Below are 23,546 nucleotides of genomic sequence, written 5' to 3'. Positions count from 1 at the left end.
GTGACCACCGCAAAGCCGCCCGCCCGCTACGGCGCTACTGGGGGCGCGCGTCCGGGCGGCTTTGCTCTACCGAGCTACACCACCTCCGGGGACACGACCGATTCCTCGGGCACACCAAGCGGCCGCTTCAGCATCTGCTGCGATCTGCAGCTTGGCAAAGCCCGCCGTATTCATCCATCGGAAGGCGGAGATATCGCGAGGGGAAAGGCGCAGTGCTTCGTTGACGTGGAACTCGGTATCCGCACCGCAACCCATATAAAATTTGGCCTGGCCCATCATCTCGTGAGCGTCAGCCAGATTGCGATCCAGGGCCAGGGCTCGCTCGCACTCAGCCACGCCTTGCGCCGTCCGGTTCGTATAGATCAGCACCATGGCCAAGGTGAAATGAGCCCAGGCATGGTCCGGAGCGAGGCGGAGCGCCTTTAGCACCATGGTCTCTGCCGCTGCCAGATACGAAGGCCCGTTGTCGGTCAGGAATGCCGCGACAAGCGCTGTCTCGACCAACGCGCTCCAGCTCATGGCATCGACATTTTGCGGATCAGTCGCCAGAGCCCGTTCAAAAGAACTGCGAGCTTCTGTCAAATTCTCGAGTGTCGCCCCCCTATTGCAAGAATGGCGGCCCTGGAAATAGAGATCCATGGCATCGGGATTCAATGTTCTTGCCGCGCGACGCGCCTCAGCCACGATGAGTTGGTTGTCTAAAGTCCGCGCAATCCTGGCTACGATTTCGTCCTGCATATCGAGCAGATCGGCGAAGGGCTTGTCGAAGCGGTCGGCCCACAGATGATTGCCCGTCGTCGCGTCGATCAATTGAACATTCACCCGGAGACGATCGTCGCAACGCTGCACCGAGCCTTCGAGCGCGTAGCGAACATTCAACTCGCGACCTATCTGCCTGACATCGACCGATTTGCCTTTGTAGGTGAACGCGGTGTGTTGGCCGATGACGAATGAGCCACTGATACGTGATAAATCCGTGGTGAGGCTCCCGGTCACGCCATCGACAAAGTAGTCCTGCTCTGGGGCGCTGCTGAGATTCGCGAAGGGCAACACAACGATGGAAAGGCGAGGTGGCGAAGGCGACCTCTGCGCCGTATCATCGTTCTGCGCCACATGGCCAAGGGGGACGGTTGTGGGCCTTTGCGCCTCCTGCACCGTGCCAACAAAGCGGAAACCCTTGCGGGGCATCGTCCTTATCAGACGCTGTCTCTCGCCCGTGTCGCCAATTGCGCCGCGAGCAGCATTCATGCGCGTCGTGAGCGCGGCATCCGAGACGATGCGACCACTCCAAACAGCACCGAGGAGGTCGTCCTTGCTGACAACCCGCTCCCTGTTGCGAATGAGGTAAAGGAGCAAGTCAAACGTTTGTGGCGCAGTCGCAATCAGCACGGCTCCGCAGCGCAGCTCGCGCTGGTCCTTGTCCAATACGTAGTCTTCGAAGAGATAGCGCAAGGCCGTCTTCTCCGCCCGATAGACCACATTTCTTCCCAAACGCGCTCATCGCAGAAGGACACCAAGAATAGGCCGGAGACGAGAGAAAAGTAAGCTGTTCGTTCAGGGATGACCGACGGCGGCCGATATGGAGCGGCTAGACACTTCCGCTCGTGCCCCATCGCTTCCGTTGACGCGGTGCAGCTATGTCGGGTGATGGCGGCAGAGCGGAAGTTTGCCCCTGAGCGCCAAACCGACGCTTTTGACCCAACCCGGACATCGCAGAGCCACCTTTGATTTTCAGTATCGCCTTTTAGACGCTAAGATGCGTTGACCTAGACTCCAGCTAGGGGGCGAACATGAGGCGGCGTGCTTTTCTCGGTGCCGTTTGTGGTGCGGTAGCATTGCCGCGGCTGGCTGCGGCGGCGGAGAGCGCCAAGAAGAATCGTCTTGCTATTTTCGTCCCGTCAGAGCCGAGCGCGGACTGGCACGAGCTTAGCGGGAAAAGGTATCCTCGAGCCCTCTTCGCCGAGCTGCGACGGTTGGGACAGATCGAGGGACAAAACCTCAAAGTCGAAAGTTATGGACGAGAGCAAAACACGTCCGGCCTCGAGGCCTTGGCGACGGAAATCGTTAGCAGCAACCCGGACGTCATTCTCCTCGGTGGTCCTGGCGCACTCATCTTCAAAAAACTGACATCGCGTATTCCAATCGTAACGATAACTGCCGACCCCGTTCGACTGGGGATTGCCGAAAGTCTGGCTCGCCCGGGCGGAAATTTTACGGGAGCCAGCATCGACGCCGGTCCATCAATTCATGGAAAGCGGATTGCACTGCTGCGCGAAATCTTTCCTTCAATATCAAAACTTGGCTTGCTCGCTCTTCACATCCAATACAGCGGGCTCGTCAAGGATTCGCCTATCCCCGCAGCGGCCCAGGAGGCTGGCCTACCTATCGCGGTGTCGCTACTGGATGTTGGTGCTCAAGAAAATGACTGGCGGGCAGCGGTAGAGAGCCTTTCCGGCGAAGGCGCGAATGCAGTCATGGTGGTCGACTCCCCTGAAACTTTTCAAAACAGCGCTTTGATCGCCAAGTTGCTGACCGACGCGAGACTTCCGGCGATTTTCGCGTTCACCGAATCCGTCGAAGCCGGGGGCCTAATGGCCTACTCCTTTGATCTAGTCGAATTGTATAAGCGCGCGGCCAACAACATCGACGCAATTTTCCGCGGAGCAAAAGCTGGCGATATTCCATTCTACCAAGTGACCAAATTCGATCTGTCCATCAACTTGAAGACGGCCAGGCAGCTGGGCCTTTCCGTCTCTCCTGCACTCTCGGCCAGTGCCGACAAGGTCATCGAGTGAACAGGTCCGGTTATGGCCCGCGGGTGACATGCCCGCGCAGTCTGACGATTTCCGTTCACAGGGGCAGACCGGAAGGGAGCGGCACGCGGCCATAGTGACGCGATCGATCCGAAGGCGACACGGCGAGCTTCAACTTCGGGACGTCAACCCTATTGGCCAATCATAGTTCGAGATTACTGAGCCTGCTTCAAGTAGGCTTCAACCTCGCGCAGGTCGTTCTGCGGAGGAAATGACAGGAGAGCCTGAGACGGACTGCACCACGGATAGGGAAGCGAAGATAGCCAGCGCATCACGCCATCGAGTTCGGCGCCCGATAAGACTTTCATGACTTCAATGGTGATCACCAGCCTCACCACTTTTCCGTGCTCATTGAAATGCCAGTCGTAACGTCCGCATCCAACTCGCAGCGGCTGCCCGCCGGCCTTAGCGGACATCCCCACCAACCAATGGCACTGAAAGCGCGCTCGGTCAGTCTCGGAAGGCCGGGATAAGCAGAACGTGTAGATGTTCTCGTATTCGACACCAAAACGACGCACCAAAATTTCTTCCACGGCGTTCAAGCCGGAAGCCGTGTTGGGGAACGAAATGGCGTCGGTCTTGACCACCATTTCGAGTGCAATGTCTTCAGAGAACGCCTGCCTCATCAAGAACGGTCGGTTGCCGTCCTTGGCCAAGATGTAGGTTCTTACTGCTTCGGCAGGTGTGGGCATGGTGCCTCAGGCTAGCACACTCAGGCTCCAAACGGGAATGTCCGCTTCTCGCCCATCAGCGAAGTGTACCCGCCGATTCAGGCACCGACCAAATTTGACTGGTGATCAACTTCAAGATCGCCAAAAAGCGCTCGACCTCGACGTGTCGTTGCATCTCCAGCGGCCCCACCGACGAGGTGATCAAACCAAATTAGAGATGCTGTTTGCCGCCGGTTCCAGCCAGCCGATGATCTCTTTGTTGACGTGGTGAATTGCGAATGCGAGGTGCGTGTAGGTAGACTTAACGCCGCCGAAGCAGATGACTCCGCAATCGTTGAAGCGGTGGAGATTGGTGCAGTCATCCGCCCAGGGACCTGGTTACGTGCCAGTTGTCACGATGCAGTTGATCACAGACGGGTAATCACTTTGCTCCTGTAAGCGAATAAATTCTTTGATTGCGCGATAACACGTCGGCATCGACGCACTTCCACCCATGCTTTGGTTCGCCCAACGATCCAACATGACATGCGTCTTGACAATTTCTGCGTTCGCCGCGCGCAGTATACCGATGGAAGGCGCAGCCGTTTCAAACAGATATTTGTGGAAGCTGATCACGAAAGTATCGCTTCTCGGTAACCCGTTGCCATACGGAAGAAGGTCCACATCCCGCACAGTCTTTATATTTTTATAGAGCCACTGCGAATCGATCAACGCTTTCCCAATCCCTCTTCCCTCAACGCCAAGCGGAGCAACCCACTCGGGGCCCGGGGCTATGGTGGACCAAAAGATCACGCGATCATCACGGCGGTTCTCCATCGCCTTGAGCATGCAGAGGAATCGTTCCTTTTGTGGATCGTTCGAATGCTCCACCTCGTACTGGAGCTTCTTGAGTTTGTCGGGCCAGGGTATGGGTGCAGGTGGGGGCGGAGGCGGCACAGCGGGAAGATAGATTTTGCGCAGCTTCGGGTCAGCCCCGATAAACGCGTAATTGCGCCCCCCGTCACGGCTGTGGCGGCAACCCACGAGCTCGCGCAAATACCAATTCACCTCCTCAGGAACGTGCGTTTGGAAATTGAACTCGATTAACGCCCACGCATCTATGTGCTCGCGCGCCGCAATTTTCCACCAGTCGTCCGTATCTAAGACCGGATATTCGCGCCCGCCTTTGGGCGGCCACAAGCCGCGTTTCTGCACTGGATTAAGAGGGACTTTGATATTGACCATTCAACGCCTCCGCGCAGTCCGAACCGCAGCGCGATACGCACCGGCCACGGCGGCGAAAGAAATGAAGTTTCGCCGGCAACATCGGAATGGCAACACGTCGGCGACGCGCCCGATATGAACTATCTCACATTTGTTCTGGCGCCAGCCGCCCGCGAACAATGTCGCCCTTGGCTCATCGCGCCACTTTCCGCGCCGCGAGAGAACTTCCGAAGCTGGTGCCAGACCGGAAGTCGTCGGCTAAAGGTCCAGGCTGGTGGTTCTGACCCAAAGCGGAAAATCAATGCGCTATCACCTTACCTCGTCAGCGCGGGGCGGGAACAATACGGGACTGTTCTCCGGCATGTCTCCTCTTCGATTTGTGGCGCAATCGAACAGCCACCGCGGTGGCAAATCCGTGAGTAGCGCCACCAAGTGACATGCAGCCTGTTCCTTTGAGACGCCCGGCGGGTAGTAGATTGAGGAATCGCGATCGATTCCGGCATAGAACTGAGCCCGTTTGGCGATGATTTCGCGCGTCTTCTCGTCCGCGAGCTTGAAGCACAAATCTATCAGCCCCCCGTCCGCCGTGCCTCGCGACAAATCGGTTGAGAACGCCTTTTGAACGGCCTCGATGGCCAAGGATCTCTTTTCCTCATCGACCTCTTTCTTCTTACGCTTGATCCACGTCCTCGCCCACCAGGCCGCAATGACTGCGAGCCCAAAAGCAGCCAGCGTAGCCAATACCGAGGCCTCCGGAGCTAGCCAAGCCGACAACGACGCCAAGACCAGGAAAAGCCAAACAGCGATGGACGCAAGGTAAATCGTGCCGATACCTACTCGGTGGTCGACTTTCCATGTGATGCCGAAAAGACGAAACTTGAGCGACGCGCGCGGGCGGTTGGCAAATGCTCCATCCGCGAGACCAAGGCTTCGTTCAATGTATGCGGCACGTCTCACGAGTTCATCATACAGCTCGTCATTTCTCGTATTGTAGGTCACGAGCCCGATCGTTGCGATCAGGCCAAACAACGAGAACACAAAGCTCCGGCCATCAATGTGGTCGACTTTAAGCGCAATGGCTACGGCGGTCGCGATCGGCAGCAGACCCAGCAACTTGAACCGGATGTCGGTCAGCGTCCGAAAGTTGCTGCAGACCTCGCCGTATTCCGTGGAAAGTGCGTTTCGACGATCTTCGTCCATGGCCTACTCCGCGAAACGTCCAGTTCTTGTCGAACCGAAGTTAGTTGGCGCGCACAGTGCAGTTTAGCACGCGCGCGGGTCTACCAAATGTGGGCTAGTTCACGCTTGCGCTCCGGCATACTGAAGTCTGTCCGCCCCCCAACGACGTTGGTGAAGTTGGGTTTTCGTCTCTGATCAATGTCTGCTGCTGGCCGATCAGAGAAGTGGCGACACGTTTCATTGAGGTCCGCTTGGTGGGGTGGAGCGGACTAACTTTGCTCACCCTGAGTTCTTCGCATCTTGACCCAAGTCGGACATCAGCACTCGGGCACCCCGGCCAACCGCATGCCCTCATAGACGCGCTCACGCCTGGCGAGGTAACTCGGATTGTCGCTGTATAGGTTAGCGCGGAAGCGACGAATGGTGAAATTTGGTTGGAGCGTCAATCCGGCCTGCGCTACAGCGCGCGCCTCATCCAGCTGCCCGACAAGCGCTAGGGCCGCAGCGAGAAAAAAATGCGTGAAGGGAAAATTGCGGTTGGCCTCAATGCTGCGCCGCAGCCATGCGACCGCATCGGCATCGGCACCGAGCCAGAACTTGGCGAGGCCCATGACCATCATCCACCGGTAAGCAAAGGTGTCGCGAGGCGAGAGGCGGAGCGCGTCATGGATGTGGGCCTCGGTTTCCTCAGCGCGACCAAGATGAAACTTGCCACGACCGATCCAGCCATGAGCGTTAGCCAAATTTCGATCCAACACCAACGCCCGCTCGCATTCGGCAATCCCTTGGGCTGCGCGGAATGTGAAAATATACACCACGCCCAGATACATGTGAGCCTGCGCGTGCTGTGGAGCCATTGACAGAGCCTTGTTTAGGGCAGTCTCGGCCGCCGCGAGGGACGCGGCTCGGTCTTCGGTAAAGAAGTTAACGCCCATAGAGTAGTCAACTATGGCCGTGCCAACCAGTGCTTCGATACTGCCGGGATCAAGCGCCAAGACGCGTTCGAAAAAGCCACGCGCTTGCGTCAGGTGCTCGAGGGTCACTCCCTTGTTCAAGTGAGCGATGCCCTGGAAATACAAATCCATCGCGTCGGGACGTACAGAGTGTTCTGCCCGTCGGGCCTCAATTTCAACAAGCTGGGCATCCAGCGTGTTGGCTAGCCGCGACACAATTTCGTCCTGCATGTCGAACAGATCAGCGATGAGCTTGTCGAAACGCTCGGCCCATAGGTGGTTGCCACTTTCGGCATCGACAAGCCGCACGTTCACCCGAAGCCAGTTCCCACTGCGCTGCACGGAGCCTTCGAGCACGTAACGGACGTTCAACTCGCGCCCAATCTTCCTGAGGTCGACTGCTTTATCCTTGTACGTGAAGGCGGTGTGTCGGCCGATCACGAATGAACCGGAGATGCGCGACAAATCCGTGGTCAAACTCTCGGTCACGCCATCAACGAAATAGCCTTGCTCGGGATCTCCGCTGAGATTAGCGAACGGCAGCACAACAATGGAAAGGCGATTTGCTGAAGACGACGTCTCTGCAGTCACGCCACCACACGTCGCCGAACCAGCCTGCTCGGCCGGGCTCCCCTGTGTTTCTTCCTGCACGGCGCCAACGAAACGGAAGCCTTTGCGCGGCAGCGTCTTGATCAGAAGCTGCTTCTCACCGGTGTCGCCGATCGCGCCGCGGACGGCATTGAGACGGGTCGTCAATGCAGCATCAGAGACGGAGCGGTTGTCCCAGATGGCGCGGATCAGGTCGTCCTTGCTGACGACGCGCTCCCTGTTGCGGATCAGGTAGTCGAGCAGGTCGAAGACCTGTGGCGCGAGAGGGATCATCTTGGCGCCGCGACACAGCTCACGCCGGTCTGTGTCAAATGTGTAGTTCTCGAAGAGATAGCGCACAGCCATTCCCCTCGTGGCCTTGCTCGCTGAGGGACGTCAACCACGCATAAGCTATGCCGCCGGTAAGCAAAATGTAAGCCGCTCAAGGTGGTGATTGTCTGCTTCTGGCCCATCGCGACAATTGTGGGAGGCTTGCCGAGGTCCCCTGTCAGAGGCGGAGCCGACTTGATTTGCTCACTGCAAGTATTGCTGCTCGTGACTCGAAGGCGACAGATCCCCATTGCGGCCTGCTCGTGTACAGCTCGCCAATTGTGGGTTAGGTTCCGGCGCTGTCGTATGCCGCACGTAGCTGATCCTCCAGCAGGCCTGGGAGTTGGTCATGCCGCCGATGAACGAGGTCCCCTTCGAGACGTCCCTGGCTGAATATGCCGAAGACATGCTCGACGCCTGTACGCGATGCGGGAAATGCGTCGAGGCCTGTCCGAGTGTCAAGCCGGCCGGCATCTCGCGGACGACAAAGTCCGAAGACATCATCGGCGGCATTCTCGAGCTGGTGCGTACCGGCAACGGCCCGGAAGCGTCGCGCAAATGGGCGCAGTCCTGCATGCGGAGCGGGGCGTGCATCAAGGCGTGCAGCTATGGCGTCAATCCGCGTTTCCTGCTGAGCATGGCGCGGCTTGGCATCGCGAAGTCGGACAATGAGCTTGCCGAACGGCGCCGGCGGGGTGTCGAGAGGTACCGCGACGGCAGTCGTGGCGTTAACGTGCTTTCGCGCCTGCAACTCGATGCGGACGTGCTCGAACGACTGGGTCAGAGATCGGCGTCGGTCGCTAGGCCCGTTGAGGCGCCGGATTTCGTGTTTTACACCGGCTGCAATGTGCTCAAGACGCCGCACATCGCATTGCTTGCCCTCGATATCATGGACGCGCTCGGCGTCAGTTACCAGGTGATGGGCGGGCCGAGCCATTGCTGCGGCATTCTCCAGCTCAAGTCCGGCGACGCAGAGATGGCCGGTCGTATGGGATCGAGTACGATGGAAAAGCTGTCGCACTCGAACTCGGGGCAGGTGATCTCCTGGTGCCCGTCGTGCTACGTCCAGTACACGGAGACCATCCTGCCAACGGTGGAGCGACAGCACGGGTCCCGCCCGTTCGAGATGAACCCGTTCATGCGCTTTCTCGGCGACCGGCTGGCGCAGCTCAAGCCGCACCTTCAGCGCAGGGTCGAAATGCGGGTCGCGCTGCACAGGCATCCCGGCTTGGCCGGCGTCGTGGAAGCCGCCGCTGAAATCTTGACGGCGGTACCCGGTATCGAACTCGTCGATCTGAACCAGCCGGCGGTGGGTTTGCAGAGCGTGGATGTCGGCGCGCTTCCAAAGTACAAGCGCGAATTGCAACTCATGGAGCTTGAGGCGGCGCGCGATGCAGGTGTCGATGCACTGGTCGCGGTCTATCATTCCGATCATCGCGAACTGTGCGCGCACGAGCGCGACTGGCCATTCCGTATCATGAATATCCTTGAAGTGGTTGGCGAAAGCATGGGCCTGCATCGGCACGATCGCTACAAAGAGCTCAAGATCATGCAGGACGCCGACCAGATCGTCGCCGACTGTAGCGACCTGATCGCAAAGCACTCGCTTGATCCCGGCAATGCGCGTGACGTGGTGGTGAAGGTGTTGCTCGGCGACCAGCCGCTTCCCCTGAGGCGTGGCGCGCCCCCGGAGACGCGCGCGGGGGGCGTGGAGCCGTCGTAGCAGCTTGACGTCACCTGTTGGCCCACCGCGCAGGTGAGCCCGGTGCAAACCGGAGGTCGCCGGCTGAGGGGTCAACCGACGCGGCCGCCCCCAAGCCGGCTATTCCTCGACTGCTCAGTTTCCGTCAGGTGCTCTGCGCGGAAAGCCGACGGCACCCGTCAGGGACTTCCCTCTCCTGCCCCCCGCACGGCTTCACGACGTCTTCTGCTTCGCCTGCACGTGTCGTGCGAAGTTGTCGAGGATGGCCTGCCAGCCGCCCTGCTGCTGCTCAACCGAGTGTGTCGGTTCGCTATCGAAGACAACGCGGACGACGACGCCCTTCGCCCCGGGCACGAACTCGACTTCGGCCTTGCGATCGCCGAAAGAATATTCGATCAGCTTGTGTTCGACGATCGTCGTGTAAGTCCCGGCGAAGTCAAAGCCCATGCTGCCGTCCTTGGCTTCCATGCGCGACGAGAAGACCCCGCCTTCCCGCAGGTCGACCGTAGCCTTGGTCGTATGCCAATCGTCGGACGCGGCGTTCCACTCCATGATGTCAGCAGGTGTCGTATAGGCACGCCAGACCTGATCGATGGGGGCTGCTACGGTGGTTTCGACGGTGATCCTCATGAACATAAGCTCCTGGTTCGATTTTCTAGGTGACGGCATCACTGACGTGTGCGGGGTCCATCCAAGGACGATCGAGACTGGTTCAAGCCGACAGGGTCGAGCCGTCAAAGCGTTGAAAACACAAAAATGTCAAAACGTCTGTTGGCCACCCACCAGCGGCCGCGAACAAATTGGGGATGAGGGTCACATTTGTCCGATACGGCTCGTGGCCATTGAACCCGACCCGGGCTCGACGACACTATCTCCCTGCGTCCTAAACGGCCCCGCCCGTCCGTGGGCGATACGGGGGAGTGTCTGTCATGCGAAAGCGAAACTGGCGATTGATTGCCGTCGGCTCAGTGCTGCTGGTGCTCGCCGTCCTGTTCTTCCTCTCGATGCGGGACATGACGCCGTGGTCCAATGATCCTGCCGCCCTGATGCGCACGGTCGGAGAGGTCTCGGGCGCTGTCGGGGGCATCAGCCTCGTCATGATCGTCTTCGGTCTGATCGGCAGGAAAGCGCCGGCCTGACAAACGTCGTTCCGGAAGGCCGGACCACGGCGGTATCACGCCTGCGCGATGACAGGGAATAGCGGGTCTTCGATGCAAATCTGAATGTCTGAACCGCACATGCAGGGCGGGATGCATTTGGAGACACCTATGATTACCTCAAAGATGCTGATTGTGGTCACGATCGTATCGACGATGGGCGCAGCTTCGGCGCAACCTTTCCACCCGTCGCTGCCCGGAAAGGAAACGACCACCAGGCCGTGGACGGCCCCGGTCGGTCACCGCCAGCCGCACGCCTCCGACGTGCCCTCGGCAAGTTCGGGATCGCTGGATTTCCTCGACCAAGAGGATGCCAACGTCGATCGCAAGATCTCCGGCGTCTGCCGGGGCTGCTGATCGATCCTGCGCCAAGGCCTGATGGAATGAGACTCGACTGCCGCCCCAACGGACGGCAGTCAGTGTCCGACCTTTCGGAATTCGACCAGGCTGAACGAGCCGACACCGCTGATGCCGACGAAGGCGAAGCCGGCCAGGACGCCGAGCCTGCGGTACTCGGCTTCCGTCCGCTCGCGGCCGCCAGGTCCCCTCAGCATATTGAGGTCGCTCATGGCACAGGAGCGGTCCTGGGTCTCGGTCGTCGCAGGCTCCGGCATGATCCGCTCGATCACGATCAACGTTCCGCTGGCCGGCAGTGCGTCCCGGCAGTTGCGCAGAATGACCTCGCAACGATCGTCCTTCCAATTGTGCAGGATGCTCTTCATCAGGATCGTGTCGGCGCCGCCCAGGACCTTCTCGAAGAAACTGCCGGCGACGAACCGGCAGCGATTGGCGATGCCAAGCCGGTCAAAATGCGCCCGCGCTCCCGGCTCGCAGCGCGCGAGATCGAAGGCGATGCCCTCAAGATGCGGGTTGTGCTGGAGCACGCCGCCGATCAATTCGCCGGTGCCGCCGCCGAGATCCATGACGACGCGCGCGGTCGCGAAGTCGTGGGCCGCGACGATCCTTGGAACGATGCTCCGCGTCAGGCTGACCATCGCGGCATTGAAGCGGCGGGTGAATTCCGGCGCATTGCTCGTCGCGGCATAGCGATCGTCGCCATCGCCGCGCAGCTCGCCCGCACTCTTGCCCAAGCGAACCGACTCGACCAGTCCGATCCAGGATTGCGCGAGCATCTCGCCCTCGAAGAGAACCCAGTCCTTGAAGGAGGGATCGGCGGTCTCGTCGAGCTGCCGGCCGAGCTCGGTCATGGCAAATCGGTCCCGGCCTGCCTGCCTGCACAGGCCAAGTGTCGTCAGGCCAACGAGCAATCGGCGCAGCGCACTTTCATCGGCGGACACCAGCCGGGCGAGCTCGGCCGCCGATTTCGCCTCGTCGCCGATGGCCTCGGCGAGATTGAGCTTCGCCGCCGCATAGATCACCGCGGTGATGCGATGCGACTGCACGAGATCATGCACGGATGCCGGCCCGCTCATGTGTTGCCTCCTGTCAATGCCGCTTCAATCGGTCGGGACGAACCCCGTTGCCTGCACGATCGCCTTCCACCGGTCGGATTCGGATGCGATCAGCCGGGCGAAGTCTTCCATGGCGATCGCGTCGGGCTCGACGGCCAGCTTTGCCATGCCGGCCTTGACCTCGTCGATGCGCAAGGCCGCCTGGATCGCGGTGTTGAGCTTATCGACGATCGGCGCCGGCGTCCTGGCCGGAACGAAGAACGCAAACCATGTGAGGTCCTCGAGCGACGGATATCCGGCCTCCCGCATCGTCGGTACCGCCGGAACAAACAGGCTACGGCGCGGCCCGGTGGTCGCCAGCGCACGAAGATCGCCGGACTGGACGAGTCCGAGCGAGCTGCCGATCGGCATGACGGTCGCGGAAATCACGCCCTTGACCAGATCCTGAATCGCACCGCCGCCCTGATAGGGCACGTGAAGAAAATCGAAGCCGGCGCTGCGGCCCAGCATCGCACCGAGAAAATGCAGCGAGGTTCCGGCGCCCGGCGAACCAAAGGTGGCGTGCTTCGGATTGGCGCGGCACCAGGCCACGAAGTCCGCCAGCGTCTTGACGTCGGCCGGCACGCTGGGACCGACCGTCAGCAATGTCGGGGTCGAGGCGACGGTCGACACAGGTATGAAATCCCGCGGATGGTATCTCAGTGTCTTGTAGACGTGCGGAAAGAACATCATGAAGCCGAGCGGCGCGAACAGCATGACCGATCCGTCGGCGTCGGCGCTCTTCACCGCCTCCACCGCGATGCGACCTGCCGCGCCGGGACGGGTCTCAACCACAATGGTTTCCGCATAGCCGCTCATCTGGCCGGCCACGAGCCGCGCCAACCCATCCTGCAGCCCGGGCGTGAAGCCCGTCAGGATATGCACGGTTTTCGCGATCGGCTGTGCGAGCGCCCGCGGTGAAATATGCGTAGCGGCGAACGCGGCGGCGGCCGCCGACAACACATCACGACGCGTGATCATCACCCGTTTCCCTGATCGAGCCCAGACCAAATGAGATCGCAGCATGCTACCTGGCCATCGCTGCGGTCTCTGGAGTCATGGATGAGCCGGGTCGCACGAACACAAAACGGGATATCGCAGATATCTGCGCGTCCTCACGGCCATCCTGGCCGATCAGGATGAGGCCTGCTCCGCCATTCGCCACCGTCAGGACGACCGCTTCACCCGCCCACGTCCCGATAGGCTCCATCCCGATGGTGAGAAACTCACCGATCGGCTGGTCCAAATACTGGAGTCTCAGCTGCGGCGCGATTTCGGCGGGCGCCAGAGCAAGACCGAGCTGTTGTGCACGCGCATAGATTTCCCGCAGCGAAGCCTCGCCTTGAAAGCCGAGCTCGGCAACCGACACGGCAACAAGCTCAACCTCCGCCTTCTTGCGACTGAGGGTAAAGGCCGGTCGAGCGAGTATCTCATCAGCCGCGTTTCCGACGCCGCAGCCCATTGCGCTCATCGCGCTGCGAAGAGCGAAAGTATCCGTGAATGTTCCTATCCGGATCGTCTTCCACGCCAGGACATCTGCAGCCGAGCTGATCGGAATCTCCGATCTGGGAGCCGGCGGGTCGACTTTGACCGCCAGCTGCCTCCGCAAACCATCCTGCGCAGTGCATTGAGCCCCGGCGCGATCTACGGAAATCAAGCCGAGCAGGTTGACGAGCAACAGGATCGCAAGCGCACTGCCAATGCGCCAGGGTGCCGGACGATCGGGCCTTGCGCGGCCTTGCTGCAAGGCAATGTAGTCAATCTCGGCGCGCGTCGCGCCGAGATCCATCAGCTCCCGATCGCTGAGGGCACAGAGAGCCGTTTGTACCTTCAGCCGTCTTCGGCGCTTCTGCCATGCGCTCCAGACCCGCAGGAAAAGGCTGGTCACTTGCTGCACGGGTGTGGCAGTCCGTCGCACCTGCGCAACGCCGTTGATGGTACTCATCGGCGATATCCCTTGGCGATACCTTACCGAGGGCAGGATGTCAGGACTTCGCCGGGCACGCTTGACGTGCAGCTTACATTTTCCTGACCGGCGCCTTACTTTACGCCCCAGCAGGTGCAGAGGCGGCTTCATCCAACGACGGGAGTGGCAACTTGCGCTATCTCTTCGATGAATACGTGCTCGACACGGATCGGCGCGAGCTGCATCGCGGGGCCGACGCTGTTTCCGTTGCGCCACAGGTCTTCGACATTCTCGACTACTTGATCGGCAACAGGGAGCGTGTCGTCAGCAAGGACGACCTCATGAACGCCATCTGGAAGGGGCGCATCGTATCGGAGGCCGCGCTTGCGACCCGCATCAATGGCGTTCGCACGGCAGTCGGCGATTGCGGGGAAGCGCAGCGCCTGATCAAGACGATCCCGCGCAAGGGCTTCCGTTTCGTCGGAGCCGTTCGGGAAGTACGGGAGCCGGATCCCTCAACCGTCCCTCACCTGTCAGGAGCGAGAACAGCGGCCCTCCCGCTACCGGATAAGCCCTCGATTGCCGTACTCCCTTTCGTCAGCCTCAGCTCCGATCCCGAACAGGAGTATTTCGCAGATGGCATCGTGGAAGAAATCACGATGGCTCTGGCTCATTTTCGCTGGCTGTTCGTGATCGCACGCAATTCGAGCTTTGCGTATAAAGGCCGGGTCGTTGACGTAAAGCAGGTCGGCCGCGAGCTTGGTGTCCGCTATGTCCTCGAAGGTAGCGTGCGCAAAGCCGGAAATCGCATTCGAATCGCGGGACAGCTGATCGATGCCGAAACTGGAACGCATCTCTGGGCAGACCGCTTTGAGGGCCCGATTGAGGACATGTTCGATCTGCAGGACAATCTGACGTCCAGTGTCATAGGCGCAATCGCCCCGAGGCTGCAGCGTGAGGAGATCAAGCGGGCAAGGCGGAAGCCGCCCGAAAATCTGGATGCGTATGATCATTATCTGCGCGGGCTGGCGAAATCCCGTTGGTCCAACAACGCAAACACCGAGGCGTTGCAGCTCTTTTGCAAGGCGACCGAACTCGACCCTCGACTGGCTTGTGGCTATGCGATGGCCGCCTGGTGCTATACCCGGCGCAAGGCGAACGGCTGGATCAGCGATCCCGCGAAGGAAATTGCGGAAGCCACCCGGCTGGCCCGGAAGGCGGTAGAACTGGGGGCAAATGATCCGGTTGCACTGTCCGTGGGTGGATATGCACTCGCCTTCATAGCCCACGAGTTCGACGACGCGGCTGCTTTCGTGGATCGAGCTTTGGCTGACAACCCTAACTTCGCGCAAGCCTGGGCCACCAGTGCCTGGCTGAGAGTTTGGAGGGGAGAGCCGGATCTCGCCCTCGAGCACTCCGCACATGCCGTGAGACTTAGCCCGCTCGATCCGCCCATGTACTACGACGCGCAGGGAGCCATGGCGTATGCGCATTTTCTGGCGGGCCGCTATGACGCGGCAGTATCATGCGCCGAGACCGCATTGCGTGGTCAGACGAGTTTCCTGCTCGTGACCTGCATTGCCGCAGCCAGCAACGCATTCGCCGGGCGGCGTGAACGAGCGCAACGATCCCTCCTGCAAGCCCTTGAATGCAATCCAGATCTTCGTGCCAATCTCGAGAATCTGGCACCGTTTCGCCGGGCAGATGACTTCGCGATCTTCGAGAAGGGTCTCTGCGAAGCGGGCCTTCCGGAAAAGCACGACGTTGGCCCCCCCTGACGGGGCGGACCAATGTTCGCGGCTTACATTTTCGCTAGCGAAGGCCTATTCTCCACGGATTATTGCTCCCGCGCCCTCGGAGAATAGAGGGCAGGCTTGGAGAATGGTGCCATGCGCTATTTCTTCGAGGACTGTGCGTTGGACACCGAGCGGCGCGAATTGCGGCGCGGGCTCGATGTGGTGCCCACGACACCCCAGGTTCTCGATCTGCTCGAACATCTGATCCGCAGCAGGGATCGCGTCGTCAGCAAGGACGATCTCGTCAGCGCGATTTGGAATGGCCGGATCGTATCCGATGCGGCGCTCACGACCCGGCTGAACGCCGTCCGGCGCGCGATCGGTGACTCCGGTCAGCAACAACGTCTTATAAAGACATTTCCACGCAAGGGCTTTCGTTTCGTGGGCGCCGTGCACGATGAGGATCGGCAACCAGGAACCACGGTAGCAGTTACGGTCCCGGTTACCTTTTCAAACGCTGTTGGCGAACGGCGATCCGCAGGCTGGCTGGAGGACCTCAGAGGCCGTTTGAAGCTCGTCGGCAGCGTGCTGGCGTCGGTCGCCGCCATCGGCGCGATTGCCGGTGGCGTTGCCGGATACTGGAATGCCTGGAAGACGGTCCGTACCGACGCACAACGGGAAGCTCAAAATATCCAGGCACAGCCGGCAGTCAGGCCCGAGATCGCGCCTCGCCTCTCGCTCGTCGTGTTGCCCTTCGCCAGCCTCAACGACGGTCCGGCGCAGGACTCCTTTGCCGACTTGATCTCGACAGGCTTGACCACCGATCTCGCGCGAACGCCCGCCACTCTCGTTGTTGGACGCGACACCGCCTCGACCTACAAGAAGAAGGTGATCGATTTGCAGCAGCTCGGGACGGATCTCCGCGTCCGCTGGGCCGTGCGGGGCGCGGTGAGACGCAACGGAGACCAGGTGCGGGTCAACGTATCTCTGACCGACCTTCAGACCGCCCGCGACATCTGGTCGGATCGGTTCGACGGCGACCTCGCAAACCTGGCCGTCTTGCAGGATACCATCGCGGCGCGGCTTCTCTGCGTCGCACACTTGCACCTCCGTCAATATGAAGAAGCCCTCCAACAGTGCAGCCGCTCCCTCAATATGACCGGCACGGATTCTGAGGCCGATATGAGCCTGATCTCGGCGTACGGGTGGCCGGGGCAAATGGAACGGGCACGCGGGGGCAGCGAAACCGCGGCACAAAACACATCCTAAGTCGGCGTTGCGGTGGCCCATGGCGCATGCCGACGCTCAAGGCGCTGCAAGGTGCTGCAAGGCAACGAGCTCTGTACCCGCGCATTGCGCGTAACCTTGCCCTCGGCCGACAGATGGGCCACCATCCCCGCGCGCACCATCAACAAGAGCAAAAGCGCAGAGGAAACGGATGAGCAAGCCGTCAGGGTTCGACTATGGCTGGGTCGTGGTCGCCGCGGGAGCGCTGATGACCTGTGTCGGCTTCGGCACGATGCTGTCGCTTGCGGTCTTCCTGCAGCCGATCTCCGAAGCGATGGGCTGGTCGCGCGCGGGCGTGTCGGCGGCGGCGACGCTGGATTTCCTCTGCATGGGTGTTGCCGCGTTCTTCTGGGGCACGCTGTCGGACCGGTTCGGCACCCGCATCGTGGTGCTTGCCGGAAGCCTGCTGCTTGGCCTCGGTCTCGTGACTGCGAGCCAGGCAACGAGCCTGTGGCAATTCCAGCTGTTCTTCGGCGTGCTGATCGGCGTCGCTGCCGGCAGCTTCTACGCACCGATGATGGCGCTCGCGAGCGCCTGGATCGAAAAGAACCGCAGCCTCGCGGTGGCGCTGGTCTCCGCCGGCATGGGCGTGTCGCCGGTGACGATCGCGCCGACCGCGAGCTGGCTGATCACGGCCTATGACTGGCGCACCGCGATGCTGGTGATCGGCATCGCGGCGTGGGCGCTGCTGATCCCGGCCTGCTTCCTGGTGCGGCCAGCGCCGCAGGCGGCTGGCCCGGCAAGCACCGACGCGGCACCGGAGATCGAGCTGACCGCAGCACAAGCGCTGCGCACGCCGCAATTCATCGCGCTCGCAGCGGCGCATTTCGCCTGCTGCGCGGCGCATTCCGGTCCGATCTTCCACATGGTGTCCTATGCGATGGTGTGCGGCATCGCCCCGCTCACGGCGGTGACGGTCTACAGCGTCGCCGGCGTCTCCGGGCTCGGCGGACGCCTGCTGCTCGGCGCGGCAGCCGATCGCATCGGCGCCAAGCCCGTGCTGGTCGGCGGTCTGTTCGTGCAGGCGATGTGCATCGCGACCTATCTCGCGGTGGCGCAGCTCGGCGAATTCTATGCGCTCTCGGTCGTGTTCGGCCTCGCCTATGGCGGGGTGATGCCGCTCTATGCGGTGCTGGTCCGCGAGTACTTCGGCGCGCGCATCATGGGCACCGTATTCGGCGCGGTGTCGGCCTTTGCCAGCCTCGGCATGGCGCTGGGTCCGTGGGCCGGTGGGCTCGTGTTCGACAATTTCCAGCGCTACACATGGCTGCACGCCGGCTCTTTCGCGATCGGGCTTGGCGCCGTAGCAGTGGCGCTGAGTTTTCCGACCAGACGCAAGCAAGCACTCGACCTCGGCCGCGCCGCGGCCTGACGAGGTGACGCATGAACAGGCCGCAAGGCTTCAATCTGGCTGAACGTGCCCGGGCAATCGCGCCACTGATTGCGCGCGAAGCGGACGAGATCGAGCGCTCCCGTCGGCTAACGCCCGCCGTCGTCTCGGCTTTGATCGAGAACGGGCTCTATCGCGCGCTGCTGCCGCAAAGTCTCGGCGGCGCCGAGGCCCCGATCGACATCTTCATGCAGATGCAGGAGGAGATCGCGAAGGCGGATGCCTCGACGGCCTGGTGTCTCGGCCAATGCAGCGTCTGCGCGATGATCGCGGCTTCGCTCGACCACGACATTGCGCGCGAGATCTTCGACACGCCGCCCGGCATCCTTGCCTGGGGCGCGATCGCGCATGAGGCGCGCGCGGTCGAGGGCGGCTATCGCGTCACCGCGCGCTGGGATTTTGCCTCGGGCTCGCGGCAGGCGAGCTGGCTGGGGGCGCATGTCCGCATCGTCGGAGCCGACGGGACGCCGCGGAAAAATGCCGACGGTTCGCCGGAGGTTCGCACCATCCTGTTTCCGGTCGCGAGCGCGGTGCTGCATGACGTGTGGCAGGCGATCGGGCTCGCCGGCACCGGCACGGATTCCTATGAGGTGAGCGACCTCTTCATCCCCGAGCGTTTCACAGCGTTCCGTGACGTGCCGTCCGCGCTGCGCGAGACGGGTCCGCTCTACAGGATCGGCACCGGCTCGACCTTCAGCCTCGGCTTTGCCGCGGTCTCGCTGGGCGTCGCGCGCGCGACGCTGGATGCCGCCATCGCCTTGTCGCGTGCAAAGCACCAGTCGCTGGCAGCGAGCGCCATGCGCGACAACCAGGCGGTCCAGGGCCTGATCGGCCGCACCGAGGGCGATCTGCGGGCCGCGCGCGCCTATGTCTACGCGACGGCGAATGCGATGTGGCGCGACCTCTGCGCGACCGGCCAATTCAGCCCGGCGCATCGCAGCGCCGTTCGCCTCGCCGCGACCTGGACCATCCATCAATCGGCCAAGGTGGTCGACGCCGCCTATCACATGGCCGGCGCGACCGCGGTGTTCCGCAGCAATCCGTTCGAGCGGCGCTTTCGCGACATGCACGCGATCACGCAGCAGATCCAGGCGCGGGATACGCATTATGAGGATGTGGGGAAGGCGATTTTGGCGGAGGAGTGATGGGCGGCAGCCGCGATGATGCTGCACTCCCTCCCCCGCTTGCGAGGCAGGGCTATCGCATATCGCATTCTGCACGACCTGAGCGCGCGCCTCGTCCTTCGAGACGACCGCTTTGCGGTCTCCTCAGGATGAGGCTAAGCGGCATCGGTGCTCGTCAAAACTACGGCCGCACATTCGGTCCTCATCCTGAGGGCCCGCCAACGGCGGGCGTCTCGAAGGATGGCCGCAAGCGAGCTTCCCGCATATGCGATAGCCCTCCCCTGGAGGGGGAGGGTTCGCCTCCGGCCCGACCTCTCCCCGCAAGCGGGGCGAGGTAAGGGGCAGCCCGCCTTACGCCACCATCGCAGCCTTCTCGTCACCATCGATGCCGCGCTGGGCGGCGAGCAGGCTGATGATCTCGGCATTCGGCCGGGCCTTGCTGAACAGAAAGCCCTGGCCCTCGTCGCAGCCCTCGGCCCGCAGGCAGCTCAGCTCGGCTTCGGTCTCGACGCCCTCGGCGGTGATGGTGACGCCAAGGCCTTTGCCGAGGCTGACGATGGAGCGGATGATCGCCTGGGCCTCGCGGTTGGCGCCGAGATCGCGCACGAAGGACTGGTCGATCTTGATCTTGTCGAACGGGAAGCTGCGCAAATAGCTGAGGCTGGAATAGCCGGTGCCGAAATCATCCATCGAGATGCGGACGCCGAGCGCGCGCAGCGCATGCAGCGTCGCCAGCACCTGCGCGCTCTTCTCCAGCAGCAGCGTCTCAGTGATCTCGAGCTCGAGCCGCCGCGCCGGCAGGCCGGAATGTTTCAGCGCGTCCGTGACCACCGAGAGCAGATTGCCGCTGCGGAACTGGAGCGGCGACAGGTTGACGGCGACGCGGACATCGTCCGGCCAGGTCGCGGCGTCCAGGCACGCCCGGCGCAGCATCAAGCCGCCGAGCGGATTGATCAGGCCGGTTTCCTCGGCGACCGGAATGAACTCGGCCGGCGAGACCATGCCGCGCTCGGCATGCGGCCAGCGCACCAGCGCCTCGAAGCCGGTGATGCGGCCGCTCTGGAGGTCGATCAGCGGCTGGTAATAAGGGCGCAGTACGTCGTTCTGGATCGCGTCGCGCAGCTCGACCTCGATCTTGCGCCGGCTCTGCGCCCTGGCGTCGAGCGCAGCCTCGAAGAACGCAAAGGTGCCGCGGGCATCGGCCTTGGCGCGCGACAGTGCCATGTCGGCGCTCTTGAGCAGTTTTTCGGAATCATCGCCGTCGCCGGGCGCCATCGCGATGCCGATGGAGGCGCCGATCACCACGGAATGGCCGTCGAGCAGATAGGGATCGGCGATGGCTTCCAGCAAGCGCTTGGCCAGCATCACCGCATCCTCGGGACGCGTCAGCCCGCTCTGCACGATCGCGAACTCGTCGGAGTTCAGCCGCGCCAGCGCGTCCTCCTCGCGCAAGGTCGAGCGCAGCCGCTTGGCGACGCCGCGCAGCAGCTTGTCACCGACCGCGTGCCCCAGCGTGTCGTTGACCGCCTTGAAATTGTCGAGCCCCAGCATCAGCAGCGCGACCTTGTCGGAGCTGCGCCGCATATGCAGCAGCATCTCGTCCACCTGCTGGCGCAGCAGATTGCGGTTCGGCAGACCGGTCAGCCCGTCATGCTGGGCCATGAAGGCGAGCCGCGCCTCGGCGCGCTTGCGTTCGGTGATGTCCATCAGCGCGAGCAGCACCGCGGGCCGATCGGCATAGGTCAGTTCGCGCGAATAGATCGCAAGGTCGATCAGCGCGCCGTTGGCCTTGACGTGCTTCCAGGTGCGTGCGGCCTGCTCCTCGCTGGAGCGATCGGTGGTCCAGGGCGGCTCGCTGTCGAAAGCCTGCAACGAGCGGATCTTCAGCTTCTCGAACTCGGCGCGGCTATAGCCGTAATGGGAAATCGCGGCATCGTTGACGCCGAGGATGCGCTCGTCGTCGAGCGCACAGACGATCATGGGGACGGGATTGCCGTCGAACAGCAGGCGGAACGAGGCCTCGCGCTGCTTCAACTCGGTGATGTCGACGCGCAGGCCGACCACGCCACCGTCGTCGGTCAGCCGCTCGTCGATCAGGATGACGCGGCCGTCCGCGAGCATCTGCTCGTGGCGCGCGCCGGGCTGATAGAGCTTTTGCAGCCGCTCGGCGATCCATTCGTCCTCGTGGCCGGCAGCCTCGGGATAGTCGCCACGCGCGACGCCGATGCGCAGCGTATCCTCGAGGCGCGCGCCTTCCTGGAACAGATCGGCGGTCTTGCTGTAGATCTCGGCGTATTTCCTGTTCCAGAGCACGTAACGGCCTTCGGCATCGAGAAACACGATGCCTTGCGGCAGGATGTCGATGGCCTGGCGCAGGCGCTCATGGGATTTGCGGGCCTCGGCAATCGCGGCTTCCGCCTCGGCGCGGCGGCGCAGGAGTTCGTCGCGTTCGGAAACGGATTGAGGCGCGCGCGCGAAGCGCGGCTTGCGCGGCTGTCGGCGAGCCCGGGCGAGCACGCCTCCCTTTCGCTTTGTTGTTTTTCGAAACCTCAAACTCAACTTGATACGTCCCAGTCGCGCCCAGTGGCCGCAAGTTTTGGGGCAAGTGTCTGAAAAAAAAGTAATCTTGGGTGGCTTGTCGGTCGGTCGCACAGTCTGGTGGCCGCAGAAAAGCAGCCCTCATTGCCGCTTTGCGCGGCGCGACAGCGCCGCCGGGCGTGCCAAGCCCATCACATCGTCGTCATCGGAGAACGCGATGGCGCAAAATTGCGCGCTGCCTTGAATCATTTCCGAGATCGCGCGCGAATGCATACAGAGGGCTGGGAGCACGCCTCCCACGCACGAATTTTGGTCAATGCACGAGAGGGTTATCGCGTCGTTAAAAATCGGCCGGCCGCGCGTAGGGAACTGCGACTTTCGGACAATATTTCGGCCGAAGGACTGTTTCTTAACCCTGACACCGCGTTGCGCTATAAGGATGACAGCATGAGTCCCCGCCGCCTCGCCCCTCTCCTGCTTGTCATGACGTTCCTGACCGCCGGCGCCGCGCTGGCCCAGGACAAGGGCAGCGTCAACCCAAAGCCGCTACCGCCGCTCGCCAACCCAAACGATCCCAGCATCGGCGCCAAGGAGCTGTTCGCGCGAAAGCTGCTGCCGTCGAAGGGAACGGCTCATGTCATCGGCTCCTACACCAAGGGCTGTATCGGCGGCGCCATGCAGATGCCGCTCAACGGCGACAATTGGCAGGTGATGCGGCTGTCGCGTAACCGCAATTACGGCCATCCCGACATGATCGCGCTGATCAAGCGGCTCGCGGCCAGGGCGCATAAGGACGCGGGATGGCCGGGCATTCTGGTCGGCGACATCGCCCAGCCGCGCGGCGGGCCGGCACTGTCAGGCCATGCCAGCCATCAAATTGGCCTGGATGCCGACATCTGGCTGACGCCGATGCCGGACCGTCGTTTGTCGCGCGAGGAGCGCGAGGACATGTCGGCGGTGATGATGGTGCGCCAGGACCGGCTCGACATCGACCCCAAGGTGTTCACGCCTGCTCATGTGCTGGTGCTGCGCGACGCGGCGCAGGAGCCGGCGGTGCAGCGCATCTTCGTCAATCCCGCGATCAAGAAAGCGCTGTGCCGCGAGGCCAAGGGCGACCGCTCCTGGCTGTCGAAAATCCGGCCGTGGTGGGGCCACGACTATCACTTCCACATCCGCATGCGCTGCCCGGCGGGCTCGAGCGAATGCGAAGGCCAGTCGTCGCAATCCGAGGATGAAGGCTGCAAGCCGTCCGACCTCGCCTACTGGTTCAGCGACGCCGTGCTGCATCCGAAGCCTCCGCCCGAGCCGCCGAAGCCAAAGCCGCCGATGACGCTGGCGCAGATGCCGGCGGCCTGCAAAGCGGTGCTGCACGCAGGCGATGCGAAGCAATAGGCGGCTGGCTGGGCAAGCTGCCGCCTCACCCACCGCTGTCGTCCCGGGGCGCGCGAAGCGCGAGCCCGGGATCCATAACCACAGGGAGCGGTGGTTGAGCGAAGCGGTAACTCCGAGTCTTCGTCA

General features: G+C 62.1%; 19 protein-coding genes. 9 read left to right on the top strand and 10 right to left on the bottom strand.

Annotated features, from left to right (window positions below):
* Positions 1-66 precede the first annotated feature (66 nt).
* Positions 67-1,452 carry a winged helix-turn-helix domain-containing protein gene (locus tag IVB46_RS43795; protein WP_247346095.1) on the bottom strand — a complete coding sequence of 462 codons (1,386 nt, stop codon included), beginning with the start codon at positions 1,450-1,452 and terminating at the stop codon, positions 67-69.
* Positions 1,453-1,790: 338 nt separating this feature from the next.
* Here IVB46_RS43795 and IVB46_RS43790 point away from each other — a divergent pair, with 338 nt between their 5' ends.
* Positions 1,791-2,795: an ABC transporter substrate-binding protein gene (locus IVB46_RS43790; RefSeq protein WP_247316341.1), complete on the top strand. Its 1,005-nt coding sequence runs from the start codon at positions 1,791-1,793 to the stop codon at positions 2,793-2,795.
* A 173-nt stretch (positions 2,796-2,968) separates the two neighbouring features.
* On the opposite strand, the gene IVB46_RS43785 is transcribed toward IVB46_RS43790, so the two are convergent.
* From IVB46_RS43785 to IVB46_RS43770, 4 genes are all read right to left on the bottom strand, one after another.
* Complete coding sequence (locus IVB46_RS43785) at positions 2,969-3,505, bottom strand: hypothetical protein (RefSeq protein WP_247316342.1); 537 nt, start codon at positions 3,503-3,505, stop codon at positions 2,969-2,971.
* A 357-nt stretch (positions 3,506-3,862) separates the two neighbouring features.
* Positions 3,863-4,708, bottom strand: coding sequence for a hypothetical protein (locus tag IVB46_RS43780; protein WP_247316343.1), 846 nt, complete (start codon positions 4,706-4,708; stop codon positions 3,863-3,865).
* A 288-nt stretch (positions 4,709-4,996) separates the two neighbouring features.
* Positions 4,997-5,887 (bottom strand): hypothetical protein, encoded by an 891-nt coding sequence (locus IVB46_RS43775; RefSeq protein WP_247316344.1) that lies wholly within the window; start codon positions 5,885-5,887, stop codon positions 4,997-4,999.
* Positions 5,888-6,183: 296 nt separating this feature from the next.
* On the bottom strand, positions 6,184-7,767 hold the full coding sequence (locus IVB46_RS43770) for a winged helix-turn-helix domain-containing protein (protein WP_247346093.1): 1,584 nt from the start codon (positions 7,765-7,767) through the stop codon (positions 6,184-6,186).
* 319 nt (positions 7,768-8,086) lie between these two features.
* Between IVB46_RS43770 and IVB46_RS43765 the strand changes: the two genes are divergently transcribed.
* Complete coding sequence (locus IVB46_RS43765) at positions 8,087-9,460, top strand: (Fe-S)-binding protein (protein WP_247316346.1); 1,374 nt, start codon at positions 8,087-8,089, stop codon at positions 9,458-9,460.
* Positions 9,461-9,652: 192 nt separating this feature from the next.
* Here IVB46_RS43765 and IVB46_RS43760 read toward each other — a convergent pair whose 3' ends face one another.
* Positions 9,653-10,069, bottom strand: coding sequence for an SRPBCC family protein (locus IVB46_RS43760; protein ID WP_085402692.1), 417 nt, complete (start codon positions 10,067-10,069; stop codon positions 9,653-9,655).
* Between the two features lie 299 nt (positions 10,070-10,368).
* On the opposite strand from IVB46_RS43760, the gene IVB46_RS43755 reads away from it, so the two are divergent.
* Positions 10,369-10,578, top strand: a complete 210-nt coding sequence (locus IVB46_RS43755) for a hypothetical protein (RefSeq protein ID WP_014498566.1) — start codon at positions 10,369-10,371, stop codon at positions 10,576-10,578.
* Between the two features lie 84 nt (positions 10,579-10,662).
* Positions 10,663-10,953 (top strand): hypothetical protein, encoded by a 291-nt coding sequence (locus tag IVB46_RS43750; RefSeq protein ID WP_247316347.1) that lies wholly within the window; start codon positions 10,663-10,665, stop codon positions 10,951-10,953.
* A 59-nt stretch (positions 10,954-11,012) separates the two neighbouring features.
* On the opposite strand, the gene IVB46_RS43745 is transcribed toward IVB46_RS43750, so the two are convergent.
* From IVB46_RS43745 to IVB46_RS43735, 3 genes are read right to left on the bottom strand one after another with little or no spacing between them, the layout of a single operon-like run.
* Positions 11,013-12,029: a methyltransferase gene (locus IVB46_RS43745; protein ID WP_247316348.1), complete on the bottom strand. Its 1,017-nt coding sequence runs from the start codon at positions 12,027-12,029 to the stop codon at positions 11,013-11,015.
* A gap of 24 nt (positions 12,030-12,053) precedes the next feature.
* Positions 12,054-13,028 (bottom strand): tripartite tricarboxylate transporter substrate-binding protein, encoded by a 975-nt coding sequence (locus tag IVB46_RS43740; RefSeq protein ID WP_247316349.1) that lies wholly within the window; start codon positions 13,026-13,028, stop codon positions 12,054-12,056.
* 46 nt (positions 13,029-13,074) lie between these two features.
* Positions 13,075-13,992, bottom strand: a complete 918-nt coding sequence (locus tag IVB46_RS43735; RefSeq protein ID WP_247316350.1) for a hypothetical protein — start codon at positions 13,990-13,992, stop codon at positions 13,075-13,077.
* Positions 13,993-14,144: 152 nt separating this feature from the next.
* Here IVB46_RS43735 and IVB46_RS43730 point away from each other — a divergent pair, with 152 nt between their 5' ends.
* From IVB46_RS43730 to IVB46_RS43715, 4 genes are all read left to right on the top strand, one after another.
* Positions 14,145-15,731, top strand: coding sequence for a winged helix-turn-helix domain-containing protein (locus IVB46_RS43730; RefSeq protein ID WP_247316351.1), 1,587 nt, complete (start codon positions 14,145-14,147; stop codon positions 15,729-15,731).
* 111 nt (positions 15,732-15,842) lie between these two features.
* On the top strand, positions 15,843-16,958 hold the full coding sequence (locus IVB46_RS43725; RefSeq protein ID WP_247316352.1) for a winged helix-turn-helix domain-containing protein: 1,116 nt from the start codon (positions 15,843-15,845) through the stop codon (positions 16,956-16,958).
* A gap of 169 nt (positions 16,959-17,127) precedes the next feature.
* Positions 17,128-18,348 carry an MFS transporter gene (locus IVB46_RS43720; RefSeq protein ID WP_247346090.1) on the top strand — a complete coding sequence of 407 codons (1,221 nt, stop codon included), beginning with the start codon at positions 17,128-17,130 and terminating at the stop codon, positions 18,346-18,348.
* 11 nt (positions 18,349-18,359) lie between these two features.
* Positions 18,360-19,511, top strand: a complete 1,152-nt coding sequence (locus tag IVB46_RS43715; protein WP_247316354.1) for an acyl-CoA dehydrogenase family protein — start codon at positions 18,360-18,362, stop codon at positions 19,509-19,511.
* A 330-nt stretch (positions 19,512-19,841) separates the two neighbouring features.
* Here IVB46_RS43715 and IVB46_RS43710 read toward each other — a convergent pair whose 3' ends face one another.
* Entirely contained in the window at positions 19,842-22,007 is a 2,166-nt protein-coding gene (locus tag IVB46_RS43710) for an EAL domain-containing protein (protein ID WP_247316355.1), read from the bottom strand.
* A 468-nt stretch (positions 22,008-22,475) separates the two neighbouring features.
* Here IVB46_RS43710 and mepA point away from each other — a divergent pair, with 468 nt between their 5' ends.
* The gene (gene mepA / locus IVB46_RS43705; protein ID WP_071916935.1) at positions 22,476-23,420 is read left to right on the top strand and encodes a penicillin-insensitive murein endopeptidase; all 945 of its coding nucleotides are present in this window, start codon (positions 22,476-22,478) and stop codon (positions 23,418-23,420) included.
* Positions 23,421-23,546 lie beyond the last annotated feature (126 nt).

The sequence above is a fragment of the Bradyrhizobium sp. 61 genome (assembly GCF_023073075.1).
Classification (GTDB): Bacteria; Pseudomonadota; Alphaproteobacteria; order Rhizobiales; family Xanthobacteraceae; genus Bradyrhizobium; species Bradyrhizobium barranii.
The sequence above is the reverse complement of the archived record's forward strand: the minus strand, read 5'-3'. Positions and strand labels throughout refer to the sequence as shown.

What these genes read in the sequence shown, in the direction of transcription:
- IVB46_RS43780 (WP_247316343.1), bottom strand. Translation starts at nt 4,708, where the DNA reads ATGGTCAATATCAAAGTCCCTCTTAATCCAGTGCAGAAACGCGGCTTG.
- IVB46_RS43760 (WP_085402692.1), bottom strand. Translation starts at nt 10,069, where the DNA reads ATGAGGATCACCGTCGAAACCACCGTAGCAGCCCCCATCGATCAGGTC.
- IVB46_RS43785 (WP_247316342.1), bottom strand. Translation starts at nt 3,505, where the DNA reads ATGCCCACACCTGCCGAAGCAGTAAGAACCTACATCTTGGCCAAGGAC.
- IVB46_RS43755 (WP_014498566.1), top strand. Translation starts at nt 10,369, where the DNA reads ATGCGAAAGCGAAACTGGCGATTGATTGCCGTCGGCTCAGTGCTGCTG.
- IVB46_RS43775 (WP_247316344.1), bottom strand. Translation starts at nt 5,887, where the DNA reads ATGGACGAAGATCGTCGAAACGCACTTTCCACGGAATACGGCGAGGTC.
- IVB46_RS43745 (WP_247316348.1), bottom strand. Translation starts at nt 12,029, where the DNA reads ATGAGCGGGCCGGCATCCGTGCATGATCTCGTGCAGTCGCATCGCATC.
- IVB46_RS43740 (WP_247316349.1), bottom strand. Translation starts at nt 13,028, where the DNA reads ATGATCACGCGTCGTGATGTGTTGTCGGCGGCCGCCGCCGCGTTCGCC.
- IVB46_RS43720 (WP_247346090.1), top strand. Translation starts at nt 17,128, where the DNA reads ATGAGCAAGCCGTCAGGGTTCGACTATGGCTGGGTCGTGGTCGCCGCG.
- IVB46_RS43715 (WP_247316354.1), top strand. Translation starts at nt 18,360, where the DNA reads ATGAACAGGCCGCAAGGCTTCAATCTGGCTGAACGTGCCCGGGCAATC.
- IVB46_RS43735 (WP_247316350.1), bottom strand. Translation starts at nt 13,992, where the DNA reads ATGAGTACCATCAACGGCGTTGCGCAGGTGCGACGGACTGCCACACCC.
- IVB46_RS43790 (WP_247316341.1), top strand. Translation starts at nt 1,791, where the DNA reads ATGAGGCGGCGTGCTTTTCTCGGTGCCGTTTGTGGTGCGGTAGCATTG.
- IVB46_RS43750 (WP_247316347.1), top strand. Translation starts at nt 10,663, where the DNA reads ATGTCTGAACCGCACATGCAGGGCGGGATGCATTTGGAGACACCTATG.
- IVB46_RS43765 (WP_247316346.1), top strand. Translation starts at nt 8,087, where the DNA reads ATGCCGCCGATGAACGAGGTCCCCTTCGAGACGTCCCTGGCTGAATAT.
- mepA (WP_071916935.1), top strand. Translation starts at nt 22,476, where the DNA reads ATGAGTCCCCGCCGCCTCGCCCCTCTCCTGCTTGTCATGACGTTCCTG.
- IVB46_RS43725 (WP_247316352.1), top strand. Translation starts at nt 15,843, where the DNA reads ATGCGCTATTTCTTCGAGGACTGTGCGTTGGACACCGAGCGGCGCGAA.